This is a genomic window from Flagellimonas sp. (assembly GCF_965215805.1).
Classification (GTDB): Bacteria; Bacteroidota; Bacteroidia; order Flavobacteriales; family Flavobacteriaceae; genus Flagellimonas.
Window position 1 is genome coordinate 120,830 of the sequence record NZ_OZ244124.1, and the last position, 21,688, is coordinate 142,517.

23 protein-coding genes are annotated in these 21,688 nt (G+C 41.3%); 12 read left to right on the forward strand and 11 right to left on the reverse strand.

Going from position 1 to position 21,688, the window contains the following annotated elements:
* Window positions 1-12: 12 nt before the first annotated feature.
* The 8 genes from ACOOE0_RS00480 to ACOOE0_RS00515 all read right to left on the reverse strand — a co-directional run bounded on the left by ACOOE0_RS00480 (window position 13) and on the right by ACOOE0_RS00515 (window position 5,272).
* Window positions 13-618, reverse strand: coding sequence for a hypothetical protein (locus ACOOE0_RS00480; RefSeq protein WP_420400536.1), 606 nt, complete (start codon window positions 616-618; stop codon window positions 13-15).
* A gap of 154 nt (window positions 619-772) precedes the next feature.
* Window positions 773-1,048: an ATP-dependent Clp protease adaptor ClpS gene (locus ACOOE0_RS00485; RefSeq protein WP_420400537.1), complete on the reverse strand. Its 276-nt coding sequence runs from the start codon at window positions 1,046-1,048 to the stop codon at window positions 773-775.
* 20 nt (window positions 1,049-1,068) lie between these two features.
* Window positions 1,069-1,899, reverse strand: coding sequence for a 50S ribosomal protein L11 methyltransferase (gene prmA / locus ACOOE0_RS00490; protein WP_420400538.1), 831 nt, complete (start codon window positions 1,897-1,899; stop codon window positions 1,069-1,071).
* Window positions 1,900-1,908: 9 nt separating this feature from the next.
* Complete coding sequence (tpiA, locus tag ACOOE0_RS00495; protein WP_420400539.1) at window positions 1,909-2,658, reverse strand: triose-phosphate isomerase; 750 nt, start codon at window positions 2,656-2,658, stop codon at window positions 1,909-1,911.
* A gap of 41 nt (window positions 2,659-2,699) precedes the next feature.
* Window positions 2,700-3,104 carry a four helix bundle protein gene (locus tag ACOOE0_RS00500; RefSeq protein WP_420400540.1) on the reverse strand — a complete coding sequence of 135 codons (405 nt, stop codon included), beginning with the start codon at window positions 3,102-3,104 and terminating at the stop codon, window positions 2,700-2,702.
* 30 nt (window positions 3,105-3,134) lie between these two features.
* On the reverse strand, window positions 3,135-4,229 hold the full coding sequence (locus ACOOE0_RS00505; RefSeq protein WP_420400541.1) for a BT_3928 family protein: 1,095 nt from the start codon (window positions 4,227-4,229) through the stop codon (window positions 3,135-3,137).
* Window positions 4,230-4,348: 119 nt separating this feature from the next.
* Window positions 4,349-4,702, reverse strand: coding sequence for a four helix bundle protein (locus tag ACOOE0_RS00510; RefSeq protein ID WP_420400542.1), 354 nt, complete (start codon window positions 4,700-4,702; stop codon window positions 4,349-4,351).
* A 24-nt stretch (window positions 4,703-4,726) separates the two neighbouring features.
* Window positions 4,727-5,272 carry a DUF1599 domain-containing protein gene (locus tag ACOOE0_RS00515; RefSeq protein WP_420400543.1) on the reverse strand — a complete coding sequence of 182 codons (546 nt, stop codon included), beginning with the start codon at window positions 5,270-5,272 and terminating at the stop codon, window positions 4,727-4,729.
* Window positions 5,273-5,366: 94 nt separating this feature from the next.
* On the opposite strand from ACOOE0_RS00515, the gene folP reads away from it, so the two are divergent.
* Genes folP through ACOOE0_RS00530 form a run of 3 tightly spaced genes read left to right on the forward strand, consistent with a single transcriptional unit; the run spans window position 5,367 to window position 7,798 of the window.
* Window positions 5,367-6,200 (forward strand): dihydropteroate synthase, encoded by an 834-nt coding sequence (gene folP / locus ACOOE0_RS00520; protein WP_420400544.1) that lies wholly within the window; start codon window positions 5,367-5,369, stop codon window positions 6,198-6,200.
* 44 nt (window positions 6,201-6,244) lie between these two features.
* Window positions 6,245-7,030, forward strand: a complete 786-nt coding sequence (gene cdaA, locus ACOOE0_RS00525) for a diadenylate cyclase CdaA (protein ID WP_420400545.1) — start codon at window positions 6,245-6,247, stop codon at window positions 7,028-7,030.
* Between the two features lie 30 nt (window positions 7,031-7,060).
* Entirely contained in the window at window positions 7,061-7,798 is a 738-nt protein-coding gene (locus ACOOE0_RS00530) for a DUF3667 domain-containing protein (protein WP_420400546.1), read from the forward strand.
* Here the strand turns inward: ACOOE0_RS00530 and ACOOE0_RS00535 are convergent.
* Window positions 7,795-9,570 (reverse strand): ABC transporter ATP-binding protein, encoded by a 1,776-nt coding sequence (locus ACOOE0_RS00535; protein ID WP_420400547.1) that lies wholly within the window; start codon window positions 9,568-9,570, stop codon window positions 7,795-7,797. The two genes, ACOOE0_RS00530 and ACOOE0_RS00535, sit on opposite strands and share 4 nt — an antisense overlap.
* Window positions 9,557-10,309 carry a tRNA pseudouridine(38-40) synthase TruA gene (truA, locus tag ACOOE0_RS00540; RefSeq protein WP_420400548.1) on the reverse strand — a complete coding sequence of 251 codons (753 nt, stop codon included), beginning with the start codon at window positions 10,307-10,309 and terminating at the stop codon, window positions 9,557-9,559. The genes ACOOE0_RS00535 and truA overlap by 14 nt, the downstream gene beginning before the upstream one ends.
* An 89-nt stretch (window positions 10,310-10,398) precedes the next feature.
* On the opposite strand from truA, the gene ACOOE0_RS00545 reads away from it, so the two are divergent.
* The 3 genes from ACOOE0_RS00545 to ACOOE0_RS00555 all read left to right on the forward strand — a co-directional run bounded on the left by ACOOE0_RS00545 (window position 10,399) and on the right by ACOOE0_RS00555 (window position 12,761).
* The gene (locus ACOOE0_RS00545; protein ID WP_420400549.1) at window positions 10,399-10,893 is read left to right on the forward strand and encodes a metallophosphoesterase family protein; all 495 of its coding nucleotides are present in this window, start codon (window positions 10,399-10,401) and stop codon (window positions 10,891-10,893) included.
* 2 nt (window positions 10,894-10,895) lie between these two features.
* The gene (locus ACOOE0_RS00550) at window positions 10,896-11,834 is read left to right on the forward strand and encodes an MBL fold metallo-hydrolase (RefSeq protein ID WP_420400550.1); all 939 of its coding nucleotides are present in this window, start codon (window positions 10,896-10,898) and stop codon (window positions 11,832-11,834) included.
* Between the two features lie 69 nt (window positions 11,835-11,903).
* Window positions 11,904-12,761: a hypothetical protein gene (locus ACOOE0_RS00555; RefSeq protein WP_420400551.1), complete on the forward strand. Its 858-nt coding sequence runs from the start codon at window positions 11,904-11,906 to the stop codon at window positions 12,759-12,761.
* 82 nt (window positions 12,762-12,843) lie between these two features.
* Here ACOOE0_RS00555 and ACOOE0_RS00560 read toward each other — a convergent pair whose 3' ends face one another.
* Window positions 12,844-13,254 (reverse strand): DUF4293 domain-containing protein, encoded by a 411-nt coding sequence (locus ACOOE0_RS00560; protein WP_420400552.1) that lies wholly within the window; start codon window positions 13,252-13,254, stop codon window positions 12,844-12,846.
* Window positions 13,255-13,447: 193 nt separating this feature from the next.
* Here ACOOE0_RS00560 and rho point away from each other — a divergent pair, with 193 nt between their 5' ends.
* The 6 genes from rho to ACOOE0_RS00590 all read left to right on the forward strand — a co-directional run bounded on the left by rho (window position 13,448) and on the right by ACOOE0_RS00590 (window position 21,663).
* Window positions 13,448-15,022 (forward strand): transcription termination factor Rho, encoded by a 1,575-nt coding sequence (gene rho / locus ACOOE0_RS00565; RefSeq protein WP_420400553.1) that lies wholly within the window; start codon window positions 13,448-13,450, stop codon window positions 15,020-15,022.
* A 142-nt stretch (window positions 15,023-15,164) separates the two neighbouring features.
* Window positions 15,165-15,839 (forward strand): hypothetical protein, encoded by a 675-nt coding sequence (locus tag ACOOE0_RS00570; protein WP_420400554.1) that lies wholly within the window; start codon window positions 15,165-15,167, stop codon window positions 15,837-15,839.
* 5 nt (window positions 15,840-15,844) lie between these two features.
* Complete coding sequence (locus ACOOE0_RS00575) at window positions 15,845-16,534, forward strand: hypothetical protein (RefSeq protein ID WP_420400555.1); 690 nt, start codon at window positions 15,845-15,847, stop codon at window positions 16,532-16,534.
* A 22-nt stretch (window positions 16,535-16,556) separates the two neighbouring features.
* Window positions 16,557-17,246 (forward strand): hypothetical protein, encoded by a 690-nt coding sequence (locus tag ACOOE0_RS00580; protein WP_420400556.1) that lies wholly within the window; start codon window positions 16,557-16,559, stop codon window positions 17,244-17,246.
* 246 nt (window positions 17,247-17,492) lie between these two features.
* Window positions 17,493-19,541, forward strand: a complete 2,049-nt coding sequence (locus ACOOE0_RS00585) for an LruC domain-containing protein (protein WP_420400557.1) — start codon at window positions 17,493-17,495, stop codon at window positions 19,539-19,541.
* 202 nt (window positions 19,542-19,743) lie between these two features.
* Window positions 19,744-21,663, forward strand: coding sequence for an LruC domain-containing protein (locus tag ACOOE0_RS00590; protein WP_420400558.1), 1,920 nt, complete (start codon window positions 19,744-19,746; stop codon window positions 21,661-21,663).
* Window positions 21,664-21,688 lie beyond the last annotated feature (25 nt).

A 21,688-nucleotide genomic window follows, 5' to 3' on the forward strand; every position in this document is an offset into this window, starting at 1 on the left:
AGAGAGCATATCTTATTTCCCGCCTATGGAATCCAAGGTTTTCTGAGCTTGTTCCAAGGCCCGCTCCAGCCGTTGGTTTTCTTCTTGGTAATGGGAACGAAGCGCTTCCATTTTGCGCTCAAATTCATCTACGGGAACATAATCAGGTTTTAAAAATGCATTGTTGACCAGACTGAACAGCGTGAACAAAAAACTCACCACAACCGCGGAAATAAGTAATATCAATAGCGTTTTCTCCTTTTTCAGTGCCGGGGATTTTTCTTTTCCGAGAAATTTTTCCCCTTTGGAACCTTTTTTATCACGGGATAATTGGGTCAGAAAAGTATCCCATTTTTCCTCTTCAACTACGTGCATGTCCATAAACCCACCCTCGTCCAAGAAGTTCTGGGTTTTGGAGGTAGAGGCCAACATAAACATGGCCACCCCATTCCCGGCCATAATATCCAATAATCCATTGTCGTATTCCTGGATTTCCTTAATCAGTTTATGTACAAAATCCTGGCTGTAGTTGGGGCGAAGGAATTCATCATAAAGCACCCTGACTTCAAAGTAATCCCTTCGCTTCAGGGCATACTCCAAAAAACGGTCCTTTAGTTCGGCTTTGAAAAATTCGCCCATATCCGGTACAGGGGTTAAAGGTTTGGTGAATTAATCCTTGGAGTAAATTTAAGGCATAGCCCAATGGCGGACAATAGTTACAATGTAAAGAATAGGTGATATTTTATCCCTTAGAACACCAAAGTGGAATGCTTGCTAAGTGAATTGCTAACACTTAAACGATTTCGGCACTTAAACCTGCTTCAAGCAATCGGGTACATCTCGGTTTAAGGTCGTTGTATTCTCCGGTTTTGACGGTGCATTTGCCATTGTAGTGCACAATCAGGGAACACTGTTCGGCTTGCTCGGGCGTATGTTCACACACGGCAATTAAAGTTTCAATGACATGATCAAAGGTGTTCACATCATCATTGAACAGGACAATCTCACTCTGCTTTAGCACATCTTCTTCCAGAAGCAGTTCTTCCGAAACTTTTTCCTTGATTCCCATGAGTCTGCTATTACTATATCCTAATTTACATATTTTGCTGAAACCCAGTTGTTCTTTTCTAAATTTTTAACGAATTCCAAGCCATAGCCATCACATTTTGAGGATATTACATCCAAATCCTCCATATAAAAGCCACTTAAGTAAAGTTCGCCTTCCGGATTCAAACATTCACTGTAAATGGGAATATCGGACAAAAGTATGTTTCTGTTAATGTTGGCCAGGATAATATCGTATTTCTTACCCGGTAAAATGGAACTGTCTCCTTGATAGACCTCAACTTTACAATTATTGCGTTCCACATTTTCCTTGGAGTTCAAAAAACACCACTCGTCAATATCAATGGCATCCACCTGGGAAGCGGCCTTCATTTTAGCCAGAATGGCCAAAACCCCGGTACCACAACCCATATCAAGAACGGACTTCCCTTCAAATGGGTTCTCCAAAATATGTTGAAGCATCATGTGGGTGGTTTCGTGATGTCCTGTCCCAAAGCTCATTTTGGGTTCTATTACAATATCAAATTCCACATTTTCGGATGGATGGAAAGGTGCCCGAACCATGCATTGGTCCCCTACCTTGATGGGATGAAAGTTCCTTTCCCATTCAGCATTCCAGTTTTGCTGTGCTATCTCCTTGGATTTCCAGGAAATGTTCACCTCGTCATTATTGAGGGTAGAAATAGCATCCAAAATGTTTTCCCTCCAATCGCTTTTAAGGATATAGCCCAATAAAAGTCCATCTTCCTCCACAAAACTTTCAAAACCCGCTTCACCTAATTCTGCAATCAAAATCTCGGTCCACGGAGTTGCAGGCTGGATCTTAAATTGATATTCGATATAAATCGATGACACTTTGTGGGATTAAATAGCCTTGATAATGGCAATGAAATCGTCTGCTTTTAAGGAGGCACCGCCTATGAGTCCACCATCTACGTCGGGTTTGCCAAAGATATCCCCAGCATTTCCTGGTTTCACGCTACCTCCATAAAGGATGGATACCTCATTCGCAATTTCAGCGCCATAGGAATCTGTAATGGTTTTTCGGATAAATGCGTGCATCTCTTGGGCTTGCTCGGGGCTGGCAGTTTCTCCTGTTCCAATGGCCCAAACCGGTTCGTATGCCAAAACAATATGCTTCCAAGCTGCGGCATCCAAATCAAACAAAGCGTTCTTCAGTTGACTTTCCACTACAGAAAAATGGTTACCTGATTTACGCTCTTCCAATTCTTCTCCAAAGCAAAAAATAATGGTCATATCCTTTTTCAAGGCAGCCTGAACTTTTTTGGACAACAATGCATCATCCTCGCCAAAGTAGGCACGTCTTTCAGAATGTCCCAAGATGACCGTGTCCACATGGATGTTCAATAACATATCGGCAGAGATTTCACCAGTGTACGCTCCATTTTCAGCAAAATGCATGTTCTGAGCCGCAACTTTTATGGCGGAGGACTGCAAATTTCTTTGTGCGGTGGTCAAGTTTACAAAGGTCGGTGCCACCACCACCTCAGCATGGGTGTCCGGTAATTTGGCCGAGAGTTCTGAAAGCAAAGCTTCGGTTTGCTCCAGATTATTGTTCATTTTCCAGTTTCCTGCTACTATTTTCTTTCTCATCGTGTTTTCGTTTGTTGGTTTTAATCTATTTTGTTTGGTGTTTATTGTTTAGGGTTTTCCTTGAATTTAAGCCCTTTGATTTTTGAATTGCGAAGATAGTACATGAAAGCTCCAATTTTGTTCATTTCCCGTTCTATAAGTGATATTCCCTTGTCAAACTCCGCACGAGAAATCATCTCCTTGTCATATGCTCTGTAAAACTGGGACTTAAGTTCAGCACAAGAACCCTTCGAAAAACTTAAAAAGTTGTGGAACTCTTTATTCCCGCCTCTTCCAAAACCTTCGGCTATATTGTCCATTACCGAACCGGAACTTCGTTCCATTTGATTCCTCAAAGCAAAATTAGAACCTAGTTTTGTCGTTTGAAACAATTCCTCAACGTATTGACAAATTTCCCTGGCCAACTTCCAAACCTCCAAATCCTCAAAATTATCTATCCTCCCCATCACAAATCTCCAAACAGAAAAACTCTAAACTTAAAACTTTAGCTCATCAAAGTCGTTATAATGTACCTTTTGGAGTATGGTGCCTCGATTTAACACCAATATGGCTGGATTGGACCGTACTATGGTTTTTAAGGTTGTTTCATCCGTAAAATAAAAGTCAAAGTTAAGTCCAAATTTGGATTTAAGTGCCTTGGTTTGGGCATCACTTGAGGCCGACATTCCAATTACTTTATATCCATTGGATATGGCTTCGCCAGTAACCTCCGCAACCTTTTCAAAATAATCCGTGTTGCTTTTGGCCAAATCATAGGCAATAACCATGACCAATTTGTCCTTTTCCAAGAGTTCCGCCGCAAAATCTGTTCCATGTTGTTCAATGGTGAAATCGTGAATGGGAGGTTCATAGCCCTTTTGGATTTCTGTGGTCTCTACATCCACAAATTCCCCATCAACAGAAGGGTATTCCCCATTGGTCACCACAATTTTATCCTCGCCGTTCACCTTAAACCTCCATGCATATTCATAAAGTGGTTTGGGAGCGTCTTCAGGAACCGACATTCCTTCTTGGATATTGGCCCCAATCTTATAAGGTCTGAAGTCAACCGATGGGAGGTGATTCAACACCTGATTTGCAAACAGCGCACAAGCAATCAGCGATACTCCACCTAAAATCCAATTCACTTTGGTATTGAACAAAGGTTTGATAAAATTTCTGCCCACGAACAATATCAGAATCAATCCCAATAAAATCACATCCTTGGTAAACGATTCCCACGGGGTTAGTTTGATAGCATCCCCGAAGCAACCGCAATCCGTCACTTTGTTGAAATAGGCCGAATAGAAGGTCAGAAATGTAAAAAACACAATCATCAACAGCAGGCTCCAAACAGTAAATTTTGGTTTGAAACCGATCAATAGGAGGATTCCGAGCAGCACCTCAACAATGACCACAAAAATTGAAATTGCCAATGCCAAAGGCATTAAAAAAGGCAGATCTAACACCCCTTGGCTAAAATACTCTTCCAGCTTAAAGGAAAAACCGACAGGGTCGTTTAGCTTAATGAGTCCGCTTATTACAAATAAGACCCCGACAACAATCCTGGAAATCCAAACCAAATATTTCATATTTCTTTAAAATAAAAATCCAAACCCTAGGTTCTAAATTTCAAGCACCAAAATCCAAATTCCAATCTCCAAATTCCAAATTCCAAATTCCAAATTCCAAATTTTATGGTAGAAATGGATTATTTGGCTTTATTGATAATTGAAGACAAAATCTTCCTCAATTCCATGGACTCATTAATCAATTCCTCTATTGTAATTTCATTTTCAGGATTGGCATCTTGTAAAAGCCTCAGCCAATATCCAGATTCCTTGGCTTCTTTCCTGGCAATTTTTAACCTGAAATAGAAATCTTTGTCCCCAAGCTTTTCATTTGCTTCAATATAATTAGCTCCAACTGATCCGGACGAACGTACTAATTGCTTTCCATCCTCTATATTTCCAATGGAGTATTTGAGCGATTGTACAAATTTTCTACAGGCCATTGCAAATTTAAATGTCCGTTCTTCTAAATCATAAATCTTGTCTTTTACCATGCATAAGTTGTGATTTGGGATTTGTTATTTGGAGCTTTGATTTAAGTGTATCAATGCAAAAACCGCATAATTGATAATGTCCTGATAGTTGGCATCAATCCCTTCACTTACCAAAGTCTCTCCTTGATTGTCCTCAATTTGCTTGACTCGAAGCAGTTTTTGCAAAATTAAATCCGTTAGGGAACTCACCCGCATATCGCGCCAGGCCTCTCCATAATCATGATTTTTGTTTTCCATTAAGGATTTTGTAATCAACACCTCTTCATCATATAAAGCAATGGCCGAATCTTTGTCCAAATCGGGTTGCTCGGCCACGCCCTTTTTCAGCTGTATCAGGGCCATAATGGCATAGTTGATGATTCCCACAAATTCCGATTGCTCCCCCTCATCCACTTTGCGCACCTCATTTTGCTGTAAACTGCGAATGCGCTGTGCCTTAATAAATATTTGATCCGTGAGCGATGGGAGCCGCAATATGCGCCATGCGGTTCCGTAATCTTTGGTCTTTTTTAAGAAGAGGTCACGACAGGTGGTGATTACCGCATCGAATTGTTGGGAAGTCTGCTGCATCTATTCTTGCTAATTTGCGTAAATTTCGTCCAAACTTTGGGCTCTCATGAAGCCTTGCCAAAGATAATCAAACCCAACAAAGCACCTATTTTTTATGACGATAAACTGCAAGGGAGAGCTTATTGATCTCAGCCAACCCAAGGTCATGGGAATTCTAAACCTTACCCCCGACTCATTTTATGATGGAGGGAAATACAATGATGAAAAAACCATTTTGCTTCAAGTGGAACAAATGTTGGCGAACGGGGCGACCTTTATCGACATGGGAGCTTATAGTTCGCGACCAGGTGCTGAACATGTTCCCGAAGACCAGGAACTTCAAAGAATGCTCCCCATTTTGGAGTTGATTCTGAAACACTACCCTGAAACTTTCATTTCCATAGATACCTTTAGCAGCAAGGTTGCCAAACACTGCATTGAGTCAGGAGCCGCTATAATCAATGACATTTCTGCAGGAAATTTGGATGATGGGATGTTTCAAACTGTAGCGGACTACCAGGTTCCGTATGTTATGATGCATTTGAAAGGAACTCCCCAATCCATGCAAAAATTGGCTACCTATGATGATTTGATCCAGGATTTGAGGCTGTATTTCGCACAAAAAATTGAAAAAGCCACAAGCTTAAAAATCAACGACATCATTATTGATCCCGGTTTTGGATTTGCCAAAACCACGGCCCAGAACTACACTTTGCTCAGTCATTTGGATCTGTTTCAAACCTTTGGTTTGCCTCTTTTGATCGGGCTTAGCCGAAAATCCATGATCTATAAAGTTCTGGAATCTTCTTCCAAAGAGGCTTTGAACGGAACTACTGCACTGCATACAGTGGCTTTACTAAAGGGCGCCAATATTCTACGTGTCCACGATGTGAAAGAGGCTATGGAATGTGTTACCCTGATTGAGGAACTTAAAGCCAATTCGCTCTAATTTGATGTTCTGCGATTTTTGCTAATTTTACAAAAACACCGCGGTTGGATTTTCTAAATTTTATTGAATTTAAGATTACCGATGTCATAGACATCGTGCTTGTGGCCGCACTACTCTACTATATCTACAAGTTGGTCAAGGGCACCGTGGCCATCAATATCTTTATCGGAATTGTGATTGTTTGGGCGCTTTGGAAACTTACAGAGCTGTTGCAAATGAAAATGATCAGTAGCATGGTAGGTGGTTTTATGAACATTGGACTGATTGCCTTGATCATTGTGTTTCAGCAAGAAATACGAAAGTTTTTGCTCATGATCGGGTCTACCAATTTTGCTTCCAAAAGAAATTTCACCCGTCATTTCAAGTTCCTGAAACAAGAGGCCCTGCCCACGGATACCAATGTTGATGCCGTAGTGGGTGCCTGTGAAAAAATGGGGATGTCCAAAACCGGTGCTATTTTAGTGATGGAGCGTACCAATTCACTCGACTTTTTTAAGTCCTCTGGGGATTCCATGAATATTGAGATTACCCAACCCATTTTGGAGAGTATCTTTTTCAAAAACAGCCCGCTCCATGACGGCGCGGCCATTATTCAAGATAACTATATCACCGCCACACGTGTTATACTTCCTGTTTCCAATGATAGGAACATTCCTTTACGATTTGGATTGCGACATAGAGCTGCAGTGGGAATCACGGAAAAAACAGATGCCGTTTGTTTAGTGGTGAGTGAAGAAACCGGTTCCATCTCCTACATTAAAAATGGGGAATTTGTTCCGTACAAAGGTCTGGATGCGTTGATCGCCATGATCAAAAAGGATTTGGAATAAATGGTTTGTAAAAATTGTAATCAAGCCCTTTTGCCTGAGGATCGCTACTGCCGTAATTGCGGTGCAAAAGTTATCCAAAACAGACTTACCCTAAAAAATGTGTGGCATGACCTTGGTCAGCAAGTCTTTAATCTGGACAATACCTTTCTCAGGACTTTTAGGGAACTTTTTACAAAACCCGAAGTGGTTGTTGCCACCTATATTGCAGGAACACGCAAAAGGTACATGAACCCCATAAGCTATTTTGCCATTGCCATTACCCTTTCTGGGCTTATGTTTTTTGTGCTCCGCGATATCTACGACCTAAATCTCACAGAGAGTAGCTTTAACAATGAAACGGCACCACAACTGAATTATGTGTTCGATTTCCAAGCACTTCTGGCCTATCTGAGCATGCCGTTATATGCCCTAATGACCTGGATGCTCTTTAGTGCCACCAAGAAATTTAATTATACGGAACACTTGGTAGCCAACGCCTACATTATTGGTCAAACATCTTATGTCCAAGTCTTTACTTATATATTCTTTTTGGGCCTTTTCCCAATCAAATTTGACATATTCAATTTTGCATTCCTTATCGTTATAGTAGTTTACCAATTCTATGCCTTGGGAAGATTGCACTACTTAGGTTTTTGGAGTACATTTTGGAGAGCCTTGATCTACTTTTTCCTATTGATCATAGTCATGATGGGAATAGGCGTCGTCATTTTCCTGATCAGTTTATCAACTGGAATGGTAAACTTGGAAGACTTTGCTCCCAAATCTTAAGCTACTTCCTCTTCGGCCATAAACTGGGCCTCATAAAGGTCGCTGTAGTAACCACCTTTTTTCAACAATTCCTGATGGTTCCCAACTTCCACAATTTGTCCGGCATCCATCACAATGATCTTATCCGCTTTTTTGATGGTGGCCAATCGGTGCGCAATGATGATGGAAGTTCTACCTTCGGTAATCTTGTCCGTGGCTTGTTGGATCAACTGCTCGGAATAGGTATCCACGGAAGAGGTGGCTTCATCCAAAATCAAAATGCTGGGGTTACTTACATAGGCCCTTAAAAATGCGATGAGCTGTCGCTGTCCGCTTGAGAGCATGGTGCCTCGTTCCTTCACATTGTACAAATAGCCTTCGGGTAGACTGGAAATAAAATCATGTACGCCTATTTGTTTAGCAGCGTTTTCAATCTGTTCCAAAGTCACCGTTTCATCCCGTAGGGAAATGTTATTGGCAATGGAGTCCGCAAACAGAAATACATCCTGAAGCACAATGGCAATATGGGAGCGTAAGGATTTTAGGGTATAATCCCTAATGTTATGACCATCCACCAAGATCTCCCCTGAGTTGATTTCATAAAAACGATTGAGCAGGTTGATGATCGTGGATTTTCCAGCTCCAGTGGCACCCACAATGGCAACGGTCTCCCCTGCTTCAACCTCAAAGGAAATACCATGTAGCACCTCCTCATCCTCCAGATATCCAAAATGGACATTGGAAAATTGAATGTTGCCTTTGACATCTGCTTTCTCCAAACTACCATTGTCGGCAATACGGCTGTCGGTATCCAAAATTCCAAAAACCCTGTTTGCCGCCACCATTCCCATTTGCAGGGTATTGAACTTATCCGCAATCTGCCGAAGCGGCCTGAACAATAAATCCATCAGGAAAAAGAAAGCAATAATGGAACCTTTGTTATCTAAGCTTACGCTATCAATGTTTTGGATGATACCAAAATAAACAACCAAACCTACCCCCACAGAATTGGAGATTTCAGCTATGGGAAAAAAGATTGAGTTGTACCATACTGTCCTCAACCATGCATTTTGATGCTTTTCATTGATTTTTCTGAACTTTTCCTTTTCAATCTGCTCCCTATTGAATAGCTGTACAATCTTCATCCCCGCAATCCGCTCCTGCACAAAGGAATTTAAATTGGCCACTTGTGCCCTAACATCTATGAAGGCGACTTTCATTGCCTGCTGAAAAAGGCGGGTGGCAATTAAGATTATGGGTAGGATCGCAAACACGATCAAGGCCAATCTCCAATTCATTATGAGCATCACACAAGCCGCACATAGCATTTTCAGGATATCGGCAACAATCACAAAAAACCCTTGACTAAAAATCTCACCAATCCGCTGCATATCCGCTACCGCCCTTGTGACCAAAACCCCAATGGAGGAATTGTCAAAATAGGTCATCTTAAAACCCACCATTCTTTTAAAAAGCTTCACACGGATATCCTTGATCACGGATTCACCCAAAAGGTTAGCATAATAGTTGAACAATAGCTGACTGATTACCTGGGCAATCAAGGTTCCCAGCATGACCAAGACTACAAAAAGCAACTGCTCGCTATCCTTTTTCGTCAACGGCTCATCTATGATCAACTTCACCAAAATAGGGACGAGCACGGCAAAAGCGGCCGACAAAACAGCCATTATGGCCACCAACCAAAAGATACCCCTGTAGGGTTTGGTGTGTCCAAAAACGCGCTTGAACAAGCCAAAATCAAATGCTTTTCCTATTTCCTCAGTTTTGCTCATCAAAAATATTTTTTGGGTAGGAGATGGCTGTCAAATATAGGCCTTTTGCCGGTACGGAAACCCCCGCTTTGCTCCTGTTCCTACTCTCGATAATATCGTTTATTTTTTCAGGTTTCATTTTTCCCAGTCCTACATCCAGTAAAGTTCCTACTACGGCCCTAACCATATTCCGAAGAAAACGATCTGCAACAATGGTAAAAACCAACTTATCCTCTTTCTTTTCCCAAATTGCCCTGCGGACATCACAATTAAAAGTCTTGACATCTGAATTGGATTTGGAAAAACTCTCAAAATCCGTGTGGGACAATAAGTAATTGGCGGCCTTGTTCATTGCTTTTATATCCAAAGGCTGAAGAATGCAATGTGCAAAATCAGAATAAAATGGGTTTTTATCCTGCACCAACCAATATTCGTAGGTACGTTCTGTAGCATCAAATCGGGCATGGGCATCCGACTTAACGGCAACCAAATCCTGTATAGCAATGGCTTCGGGAAGGTAGGCATTCAGTCTATAGACCAGTTCCTCATGATTGGCCACCTGATCCATATCAAAATGGGCATACATTTCCTTGGCGTGCACCCCGGCATCTGTCCTGCCAGCTCCCACTACCTCAACGGGTTGGCGCAAAAGGGTAGACAGTGCCTTCTCCAAAACCTCCTGGACGGTAATGGCGTTGGGTTGGTTTTGCCAGCCATGGTAAGCCTTTCCGAAATAAGCAAATCGGATGAAATATCTCAATGGGATTCCCTACTTTTAAAATGTTAAAGATACTTGAATCCCATCCATTAGAAATTCTGCGTTTATTTTTTTAGCATATTTTTAGCGTTATGACCAAAATCCTGTTGCTGTCTGACACCCATGGACATATGGATGATACCATTTTAAAGTATGTTGCGCAAGCGGATGAAGTTTGGCATGCAGGCGATATTGGGAGCTTATCCGTAACGGACAGCATTCAAAAACTGAAACCCTTAAGGGCCGTACACGGCAATATTGACAACCATGTGATTCAACAGGAATTTCCAGAACACCAGCGATTTCATTGCGAACAAGTGGATGTTTGGATTACCCACATAGGAGGATATCCCAACCGATACGATCGAAGGATAAAGGACGAAATCAAAAAACGTCCGCCCAAACTTTTCATCAGTGGACATTCCCATATTTTAAAGGTCATGCATGACAAAAAGTTGAACTTATTGCATATGAATCCAGGGGCTTGCGGCAAGTATGGATTCCATCAAGTCAGAACGCTATTACGGTTTGCGATAGATGGGGATAAAATATCAGATTTGGAAGTAGTTGAACTAGGAAAAAGATAGGTATGAGGTATTTGTTGGCTTTAACGGCACTTTTAATGTTGTCTTGTGAAACCAAGGCACAACAACAGGAAACCCAAAGTCCGGTTTCGTTAATTGTGCTAGGCACCGTACAAGATGGTGGCAGTCCACATATTGGATGTAAACGGAACTGTTGTGCGGAATTGTTTAAAAACCCCGATCCTGAACGGAAAGTGGTTTCCTTGGGAGTTGTGGATCATATAAACCAGAAAACCTATTTGTTTGAAGCCACTCCAGACATGTCCACCCAACTCAAAGCCTTAAAATCATATGCAGGTCTGGAAGCGGAAACACCCGAAGGGATTTTCTTGACCCATGCCCATATTGGACATTATACCGGACTTATGTATTTGGGTCGGGAAGCCTTGGGCGCCCATCAAGTTCCTGTCTATGCCATGCCCAAAATGAAAGCTTTTTTAGAAAACAATGGCCCTTGGAGTCAACTGGTTGCTTTGGGAAACATGGATTTAATAGAGATGTCGGACAAGCGAAGTGTGGAACTTACTCCCCACTTGACCGTAACTCCATTTAAGGTGCCCCATAGGGATGAATTTTCCGAAACTGTTGGCTTCAAAATTTTTGGGCCAACCAAAAGTGTCCTTTTTATTCCTGATATCGATAAATGGCATAAATGGGAAGAAAGCATTGCCGAAGAAATACGCAAAGTGGATTTGGCTTTTTTGGATGCTTCATTTTTTGACGGCAAGGAAATCAACAATCGGGATATTGCAGAAATCCCACATCCATTTGTAATTGAAAGTATGGAACTATTTGCGTCACTACCTCCCTCTGAAAAAGAAAAAATCCATTTTATCCACCTCAACCATACCAATCCGCTTTTGGATAAAACCAGTGATGCCAGCCAATCTGTTCGTGATGCTGGTTATAAGGTGGCCCAATTTCATCAAAAAATTGGTTTATAAGCATATTCGTTAGGTAAGTATTCCAATGTAAATTCGTCTAAGGCATCAAACTATTAGACCATTTAGAAAATGAAAATACCTATTTGGAAGCTTGTTGCCCTTGGTGGACTTGCTTTTTTACTTTCCTGTGGAGAAAAAACAAAACAACAAAAAGTGGAAGTTGAAACCTCTGTTGAGAAGGTTTCCGAGCCAGTTTATGACACTGACAACCCCAAAACCATTCTAGCAGCCGTAGCCAATGCGCATGGGGGTTGGAACGATCTATGGAAAAAAGGGGATGTAGAGTACACCTATACGTACCACTATCCTTCAACTGGAAAAACAGACCTCTCCTTGGAGCGTTACATTTTTGGTTCGGAGGAATCCTATGGAAAATACAGCAAACATGAGATCAACAACATGCCCAATGCGGAAGGGGAGTTGACCCAGTATTTTGATGGGGACAAAACCGTTCTGCAACTGAATGGCAACAAAGTTGAAGATGCGGAGCATTTGGCCATGGCCGACTTTTTGAGAAGAACCAATTATTATTGGTTTGCCATGCCCTATAAGATCAATGACAAGGCTGTAACCGCCAAGTATTTGGGAACAGAAGAATACAATGGAACGACCTATGATAAAATTGAAGTTTCCTATAACGCTGAGATGACTGGAAAAGAGCAAAACGATGTGTACATCGTACTGGTGAACCCAGAAACGAAATTGGTAGATCGTTTCTATTTCTCCCTACCCTTTTTTGGTGTTGAAGAACCCGTTATTGTTGCCAATTATGAGTACGAGGACATTGATGGTCAATTGGTGTCCACAAAACGTACCTACTTTATGCCAGGTCCTGATGGCAACTATGCTGAGGAACCTGGAGTTGTTCAGACGTTGACCAACGTGAAGTTCAATAACGGATTTACGAAGGAAAATCTAAGGCAATAGGGCTTGATGGTTATCCAGGATAAAACAAAAACCCCGGCCTTGGCCGGGGTTTTCTCGCACTAATACTACTAAGATGTTAGGTTTAACGTAAGCGATCAACAGATTTTACAAGATCTTCATCCTTTTTGATGGCTCTGTTGGCCAGAACCAGAAAAACGATAGAAAATACAGGAATCAGCATCCCAATACCCTTCTCAGAAACCGAGGTTTCTCCGGATAAACTTAGCGACCGGTAAACGAAAAATCCTAGTAAAAAAAGGTTCAATATCATATTCAATCTGTTCAACACAAATTGATTTTGCCGGTTTTTAAACATAAAAATTGCAATCAAGGCCAATAGCGCAGAGGCGTAAAAGGCCAAGCTATATCCCAAGGAATCCTTAGCAAAAATCTCAGCGCCGGTTTCGTCGGTCCATAGGTGTACTATAAACGGTAGAGCTCCCGCAATTAGTGCCACCAAGGCTAAGAAAATTGTTTGAATTCTTTGAATCATTGCCAAAATCGATTTCGGAAGGCAAAAATAGGTGTCTTTTCGTTAAATGACCCTGTAATGTTGAAAAATAATTTGTATTATTGTGACGTTATTAGCAAAGCACTCACCTCAGGATTCTTTCCTATCGTAGTACCCCAATAACTTTTACTTCGAGATTATTTACGTTAGACAAGTTTAATTTATTCATTATTTAATGTTCGAGATTTCAGATCTAAAGGCTAAAAAGCTTCCTGAATTGCAAGAAATTGCAAAGGGACTAAGTGTTCCTAAATTTAAGACCTTAAAAAAACTGGACTTGGTCTACCAGATACTGGATGTTCAGGCATCCAACCCCAAGGCGGTTCAAGGAAATACTGCCGAAACCAAAGAAAATAAGCCCCAAAAACCTAAAAGGGCCAGATTACCACGACCTCAAAAAGATCAAAAGGAGGTAGCTGTTGCACCTAAAGAAACCGCTGTTGAAAATGACGCCAAAGAAGGGTCAGAAAAAACAGAAAACCCCGCTCAGAAAAAAGACCAGCAGAAACAGCACCAACACCAAAAAAACCAGCACAACAAAAAGCATAACCAGCACCATAGAAATGGGCAGGAAAAAAAGAGCAGCAACTTTGACAAGGATTTAAAAAACAGGTACAAAGAGCCAGAGTTTGAATTTGACAGCATCATTGAAAGCGAAGGTGTCCTGGACATTATGCAGGATGGATATGGGTTCTTGCGCTCTTCGGATTACAACTACCTTTCTTCCCCTGACGATATTTATGTTTCCCAATCCCAGATTAGATTGTTTGGTCTAAAAACTGGGGATACCGTCCTTGGGAATGTTAGACCTCCAAAGGAAGGTGAAAAATATTTCCCTTTGATCAAGGTGACCAAAATTAACGGACTGGATCCACAAGTAGTACGAGATCGTGTTTCTTTTGAGCACTTGACCCCCTTGTTCCCCAAGGAAAAATTCAAGTTAGCCGAAAGACAAAGCACCTTATCAACACGTATCATGGATTTGTTCTCTCCCATTGGAAAAGGACAAAGGGGAATGATTGTTTCCCAACCCAAAACGGGTAAGACCATGTTGCTCAAGGACATTGCCAACGCCATTGCCGCCAACCACCCAGAGGTATACCAAATCATTCTTTTGATTGACGAACGTCCTGAGGAGGTTACGGATATGCAGCGTAATGTTCGTGGCGAAGTTGTCGCTTCAACCTTTGACAAAGAAGCCACCGAGCATGTGCGTGTCGCCAATATTGTACTTGAAAAAGCAAAGCGTTTGGTAGAATGCGGCCATGATGTGGTTATCTTATTGGATTCCATTACACGATTAGCCAGAGCCTATAACACCGTTCAACCTGCTTCCGGTAAGGTATTGAGTGGTGGTGTTGACGCCAACGCCCTTCACAAACCCAAGAGGTTCTTTGGTGCCGCCAGGAACATTGAAAATGGAGGTTCCCTTTCCATCATAGCTACCGCTTTGACGGAGACAGGTTCCAAAATGGACGAGGTTATTTTTGAGGAATTCAAGGGTACCGGTAATATGGAGCTGCAGTTGGATAGAAGAATATCCAACCGTAGAATATTCCCTGCCATTGATTTAGTCACTTCCTCAACACGTCGTGATGATCTTTTGTTGGATGAAACCACCATTCAGCGTATGTGGATCATGCGTAAGTACCTTGCGGATATGAATCCGGTGGAAGCCATGGAATTTATGGAACAGCGCATTAAGCAAACCAAAAACAACGAGGAATTTTTGTTGACCATGAACGAGTAAGGTTCGTTCCATACAGCATATTCCATAATCATATAGAAAACCTTTGGGGCATTCCCAAAGGTTTTTTTGTTAATACATTTTAAAGAAAAGACATATCTTTAGTAAAGTTTCCCCATACTATGAATACTAAAAATCCTTACAAATGAAAAACACAAGAAAAGTAGGCCATGTACTTTTGGCAGCGATTTTCCTATTTATGGCATCTTGCAAGCAACAAACCAAACCATCGGAGGCTCCCGAAGAAAAGCATCAAGAGGAGGCAGAACCCGTAAAACCTCCAAAAGGGATAATTTCCCTGGAAGAGTCAAAATCCCTATATGACAATTATTCGAAGAATAGGGTAGGATTAATCCAAGAATTTGAAGCACAAAGAAGTCCAGAGGAAAAGTTCGATCCGGCCAGGTACACCTCATTTGACTATGCGACCATCAAACAATATATGGCATACATAGAACAGGAAGCCAAAGGTGCCAAGGTGGATATTTCATCCATCAGGTTCTATTTTGCCAACTATCCAAATGAGGAAAAATTTCCTGACGGCGACAAAATTGTACATCCAAGGCAGAATTCCATCTTTATGGTCCCCACTATGAAGGTTGATGGAGAGGACTATGGATTTTACATTGGTGAGGATGGGCAAGCGAAGCTAATAAAGGATGCCGTTGGTGCGAACAAAGGAATGGGGTCCAATGAAGCCAAGAAAGATAGAGCCTATGCTGGTTTTGTCCCTAGTGCTCCAAATCCCGTATTTCAAAGAGGGGGAAGTCTTAACATGAATCATGGAAGTTCCGGCCCACCGCCCAACAACGATTTTTAGGTCCCATGCCCCAAGCTTTATTGAACTTTCTTTTGGAACATTTTTATATTCCACTATATCTGCTAACGTGGTTGATATCAGTATACGCATATAGAAGGTACTTTGATACCGCATTGAAGTACCTTCCCATACTGATAGCCTATACCTTTTTTACCGAGCTCTTAGGTTTTCTAATTAAAGAGAATTATCAATTTCAGTTTTTTTCCGAATCTCGATATGCGTGGCATAATGTGATCATTTATAATGTTTATCAGCTCATTTTTTTCCTGTTTTTCTTTAAGGTCTATTCCAAAGTAATTGTCAGCAACCAAATAAGAACATGGATCAAGTATGGCAGTTATGCATGTGTATTGGCTTATATTGGCAATTCCATTTTTAAAAACCCCTTGCACAATCAACTGGCATTTGGCCATGTTGTTGGATCCTTTATTTTGATTGCCATCATTGCAGTGTATTTTAGGCAAAAAACGGAAGTGGAAAATCCATATCCCAAATGGAGAAACCTTATGTTTTGGGTCAGTTTGGGCCTGGTTGGTTTTTATGTGCTATTCCCGATAATCCTTATCGTAAGTCATACCAAATTTGACATTTACACCCAGTTCTACTACAGAAACATTTTGATGGCATGTATCATAATGATGTATGCTTGCTTCAATATAGGCTTCCTTTTGGCCAAGCGAAAAGCTTTCAGATAAATCTTCCTAACTTAGAAGGTAGATGATTGAAGAAATTCAAAACTTTCTTGCCGAAAGCTATTTCATTCCAATATATCTGGCTACTTGGATTGTGGCCATGTATAGGTATCGTAGATATTTTGATACGGTGATGCGGTTTTTTCCCATCTTCATCATGTATACGTTTTTGACCGAACTCCTGGGCTATTTCATCAAATACCATGAAGAATATCAATTTTTTTCCGAACCGGAATATTCATGGCACAACGTAATTATTTACAACATATATTCCGTTATCTCTTTCTCTTTTTTCTACTACATCTATTGGACGGTTCTTAAGCAACCCAAACATAGGGACACAGTCAAAAAAGGGGCTTTTGTAAGTTTATCGGGGTATTTGATCAGTGTTTTCTTTCAAGATCCACTGCACTCCAATCTCTATTATGCAGACCTGATAGCATCCATCGTCCTGATTCTCTGTGTTTGGATGTACTTTAAGGAAAAACGCAATGAGGAAAGCTCCTATCCCCTGTATCGCAGCCTATTGTATTGGGTAAGTTTGGGACTGGTTATTTTCCATATCTTCTTTCCCCTCATATTTATTGCAGCTTACGAGATGCCTGAATTTTACTTCGCCTTTCACCTGCATCAACTCTTGCTTGTTTTAATTGCATTAATGTACTTCCTTTTTATGGTTGGATTCTTGATCGGGCAACGAAAAGCCTTTAGGTAAGATTCAAAATTTCCCATTGTTTCAAACGGTTTTCACAACTTCCATATTCCGTTCATCGATTTTTTTATATGATTTTGTAAGTTTTTTCGTTCAAAATTGAATTAATGGATTCCATCAGCGATTCATCGATATCATTAAACCGTTGGTCGACACAAAATCGCTGGAAGCCTAAGGCCATCCAAAAGATGGTTTATCAAAAATTAGTTTTACCATAATTGGACTGAAGATCCACCAAATAAAAATAAGATGAGACTGCCCCAAATTAATTTGTCCTCTGTATGTGTTCTTTTGGCTTTGAGCTTAACTTCATGTGTTAAGGATAGCTTGGACACTCCCACCAATCCAACACCTGAAGGAACACCCCCAACGCCTGAAGTTGAAGTTCCCATAGATGAACTTGAAATTACGGAACTTAAGATTCCCGCCAATTTTGACTTCGATACGGAAAAAGAAGTAACCCTGACCATCAAAGACAACACTCCAAATGCAAAATACTATGTATATGCATATAATGACCAAGTAGTTTTGGGAGAGGAATTTGTGTTTCTAAATGAAGAAGAAGAGGAAGAAACGGGTGTAGAGGTGTCTGTGGACAATCTCAATCATTTAATTTTAAGCGGCATTCCGTCCGGTGGAAGCTTGGAGCAAACTTTTGTGATTCCCGCCTATTATGAAAAACTCTACCTTAAACGAAAGGAAGGCTTTAAATTTTCTTCGGCCATTATAAATATTACGGGCAACACCTTAACGTACAATTATATCCCGGATACTGGGAAAGGTGCATCGGCCAATAAGGCTATGGTGGAGGATTATCTTTACTGTGTCAATGGAGGTGGAGAAATGTTTCAAGTGGATCCCCTTACAGGAGCCTATACATTTATCTCGGATATGCCCATGGGGAGTTGGACCGCTGCCATAGATCAAGAAAACCAACTTGTATATTCCATTGGTCGCAGTAAACCATATCCATTAATGAAATATGACATTGCCGCCGATACTTGGACCACGGTGGGCGACTTAGGCTTGGGCGGGCCACGACTCGACTATAACAAAAACGATGGCCTATTGTATTTTTCCACTCGGGATAAGCTCTACACTGTTGACCCTCAAAACGCCAATATCCTATCCAATTGGAACATTATAGGCCTTCACAAGAAAAACGGCGGTGATCTTGCTTTTGCTGCAGATGGAACCATTTTCTTATGCTCTTTTTCAGGACTTTATAGACTGGATGAAAACGGAAATGGAAATTACGATGCTATTCGGATTAGCGGGGAAGATCTTCCATTTTCACCCACTTCCATGACCTTTGACTCCAATGACGAATTGTGGTTGGCGGACAATGGAGGTAGCAGTAACCTTATTGTAATGGATACCCAAACGGGAGGATGGGAATACCGATATGGCCCTGCTTCCACCTCGGGTGTAAGTTTTGACCGAACCATCAATGACCTAACAACTTTTAGGGTATTTGATGAAGTTGCCGTAGATCCTGATACGGATGGTGATGGAATTACAGATAGCAATGATGATTTTCCCGAGGATGCGGAAAAAGCTTTCGAGCAATTTACACCCAGTAAGTATGGATGGGGTACAGTAGCGTTTGAAGACCTTTGGCCTTATCTCGGGGATTATGATTTCAACGACACCGCCGTAAACTACAGGTTTGTTGCTGTTTTGAATTCGGATAATATGGTGGTACAGTTGGACATTCATTTTGAGGTAAGCTCAGACGGAGCTGGTTTGACCAACGCCTTTGGAATCGAGTTTGAAAGTATTCCACCAAGCTTGGTTGAATCCGTTACGGGAACGGTTCTGAACGAAGGTTTTATAAACGTAGATGCAAATGGTTTGGAACAAGGGCAGGACAGAGCGGTTGTCATCCTATTTGATAATCATGAGACCATGCTCAATATCCCAAGCAAGGTAACCATCAATTTTACCACCCCTATTACCACCAACCAACTGGGAATAGCACCTTTTAATCCCTTTTTAATTGTGGACGGGAATCGAGGGCAGGAAATCCATTTGCCCAACAGATTTCGAACCAGTTTGGGAGTTAATGATACTACAGTGGAAGGTGTAAATCTTGATTTGGATGGCAATTACAAAACCGATACAGGTTTACCTTGGGCCATAAACATTGTGCACAACTTTAAGCCCCCCAAAGAAAATGTTCCGGTCAATCAAGCCTACAATTACTTTAATCAATGGGCAAATTCTGGTGGAACGCTCTTTCAGGACTGGTACAAAGATTCCACGGGATACCGAAACGAATCCCAACTTCAGGATTAATGCTTACAGTTAAAAACAACATATAAACGCCCTCTTTTTGGGCGTTTTTTGATGCAATGTCTGCTATCCATCGCTTTCTAATTTGGGATAGGAAATTAGCTACACAACAGCTTTAACGGGTTTTACAACTTCGTAATGTCATTCATCGATTAAATCAATGATTTTGTAGGTTTTTTCGTTCATTTAAAGAATGTTATGATGGATGAAAAGGTCTAAATTTCTCAATATTATTATCATCTGTTTAGCAGTTTTGTTGAACCAAAGTTGTCTAAGGCAGAAATACGACAAATACCTGGAAGCCCTAGCTAGGGATTCTACCTTGGTAGAAGATCCTGTATTGGCTGAGCTAAAGTTTCCGGACAACTTCGATTTTAAGACGGAAAAAGTAGTGGCTGTAAGTATTTCGGACAACACCCCCAATGTTGTTTATGAAGTTTATCCGCTAAGTGACGAATTAACGGAAAGCCTGGATAGTATTACCGGCCCCCTACCCCAAAAGTTATTGGAAAGGGAACCTTTCAATGGCACTATTTTGGAAAATCTAACCGTTCCCTCCTATGTGGATGAATTGTTCATGGTCAGAAAATCCAATAGCTCTGTGGATGACATAACCATCCAGATTATAGAAAACTCGGCGTCCTTTACATTCAACGGCATTATAGGAAAAAATGGAAAGTCCAAGTCGCAAGCCATCTCTTCTAAAATGAATACGGACTGTTCCAACGTCTATGGTCAAAAGTTTTACGTTGACCTTGGAAATACGGTAGATACGAATGGTTCTGGAATACATACATTATCCAACATCCAGTTTCCAAAGAACAATGCAACGGCCATTATCACGGCTACGGATGTTGATGGAATGGAGTTTAAAAACAGATTTTCCCTGGCAGGAGGTGGATTTTCCACACCTATTTTTACTTTTTATGGTTTCAACTTTTGGATCAGCTCCAAAATTGATACCAACAATGATTCTGACGGTTACGTAGAGTTCGAAATGGATTTTGACACACCCATCCAACATGTATTGATGCATGTGAGAAGTGTGGATGCCTCCAGATATGAATTTGTTGGCTCCCAACACACTGAAACGCTTTTATCTGGGGGCAGTGAACTAGTTTACGATGAGGCTGATAGAGTTTTAAGGGACAACAACCCTAGAACTCGATCACACTACTACCGTGATGGTTACGGTACCATCCTTATCTCTGCAACCTCAGGTTCCTTTGACAAGATTGTTTGGCGCAGAACGGACGATCCAGAAACCAATACCCAAAACGACTCCAACTGGTTCACTTTTACTGAGGTAGAGTTGTGCAATGATCAGGATGGGGACGGTGTCGTGGATTCCGTGGACGAATTTCCCAACGATGCTTCCAAGGCCTATACAGTAACCTATCCTTCGGCTAGTTCCAAAGCTTCTCTGGTTTTTGAGGATTTATGGCCGTTTAGGGGGGATTGGGATTTTAACGATACTTCCATTGATTATTCCATTACCAGAATTTTCAATGCCAGCAATCAAGTGGTTGCCATAGACATTGATTATAGTGTTACTTCTGATGGAGCTGGTTTTGTGAACAGCTTTGCATTTGAGATCAAAGGACTCAACCCCAATAATATTTCTACCATAACAGGTCAACTTTTAGACCGCGACGTGTTCAGTTTGGATAATAATGGAACAGAACTGGGACAGACCCATGCCGTAATTCCGCTTTTTGATGACCACTCCATTATTGTAAACCAGGAAAACACGGTGACTATTACGCTTATCGATCCCATATCGGAATCTGCATTGGATCCTGCGCCATTCAATCCGTTTTTGGTGGCTAACGGGGAGCGGGACAAAGAAATTCATCTTTCCAATCACCAACCAACAGCATTGGGAGATGCACAACCTGAGGTAGAGGGCAATAATGCCGATACCGATGGTAACTATGCAACAGACAATGGTCTGCCATGGGTTATCAATGTGGTGGAATCCTTCCCACTATTATTGGAAAAGGAGCCTATTAATGAAGGGTATCTATTTTTTGAGGAATGGGGAATATCTGGGGGTCAAAGTAGAAAGGATTGGTACAAAAACCTTCCTGGCTATAGGAACACTTCCAAGCTACAGCAGAATTAATCCATAAAAAAACGCCCCTAAAAAG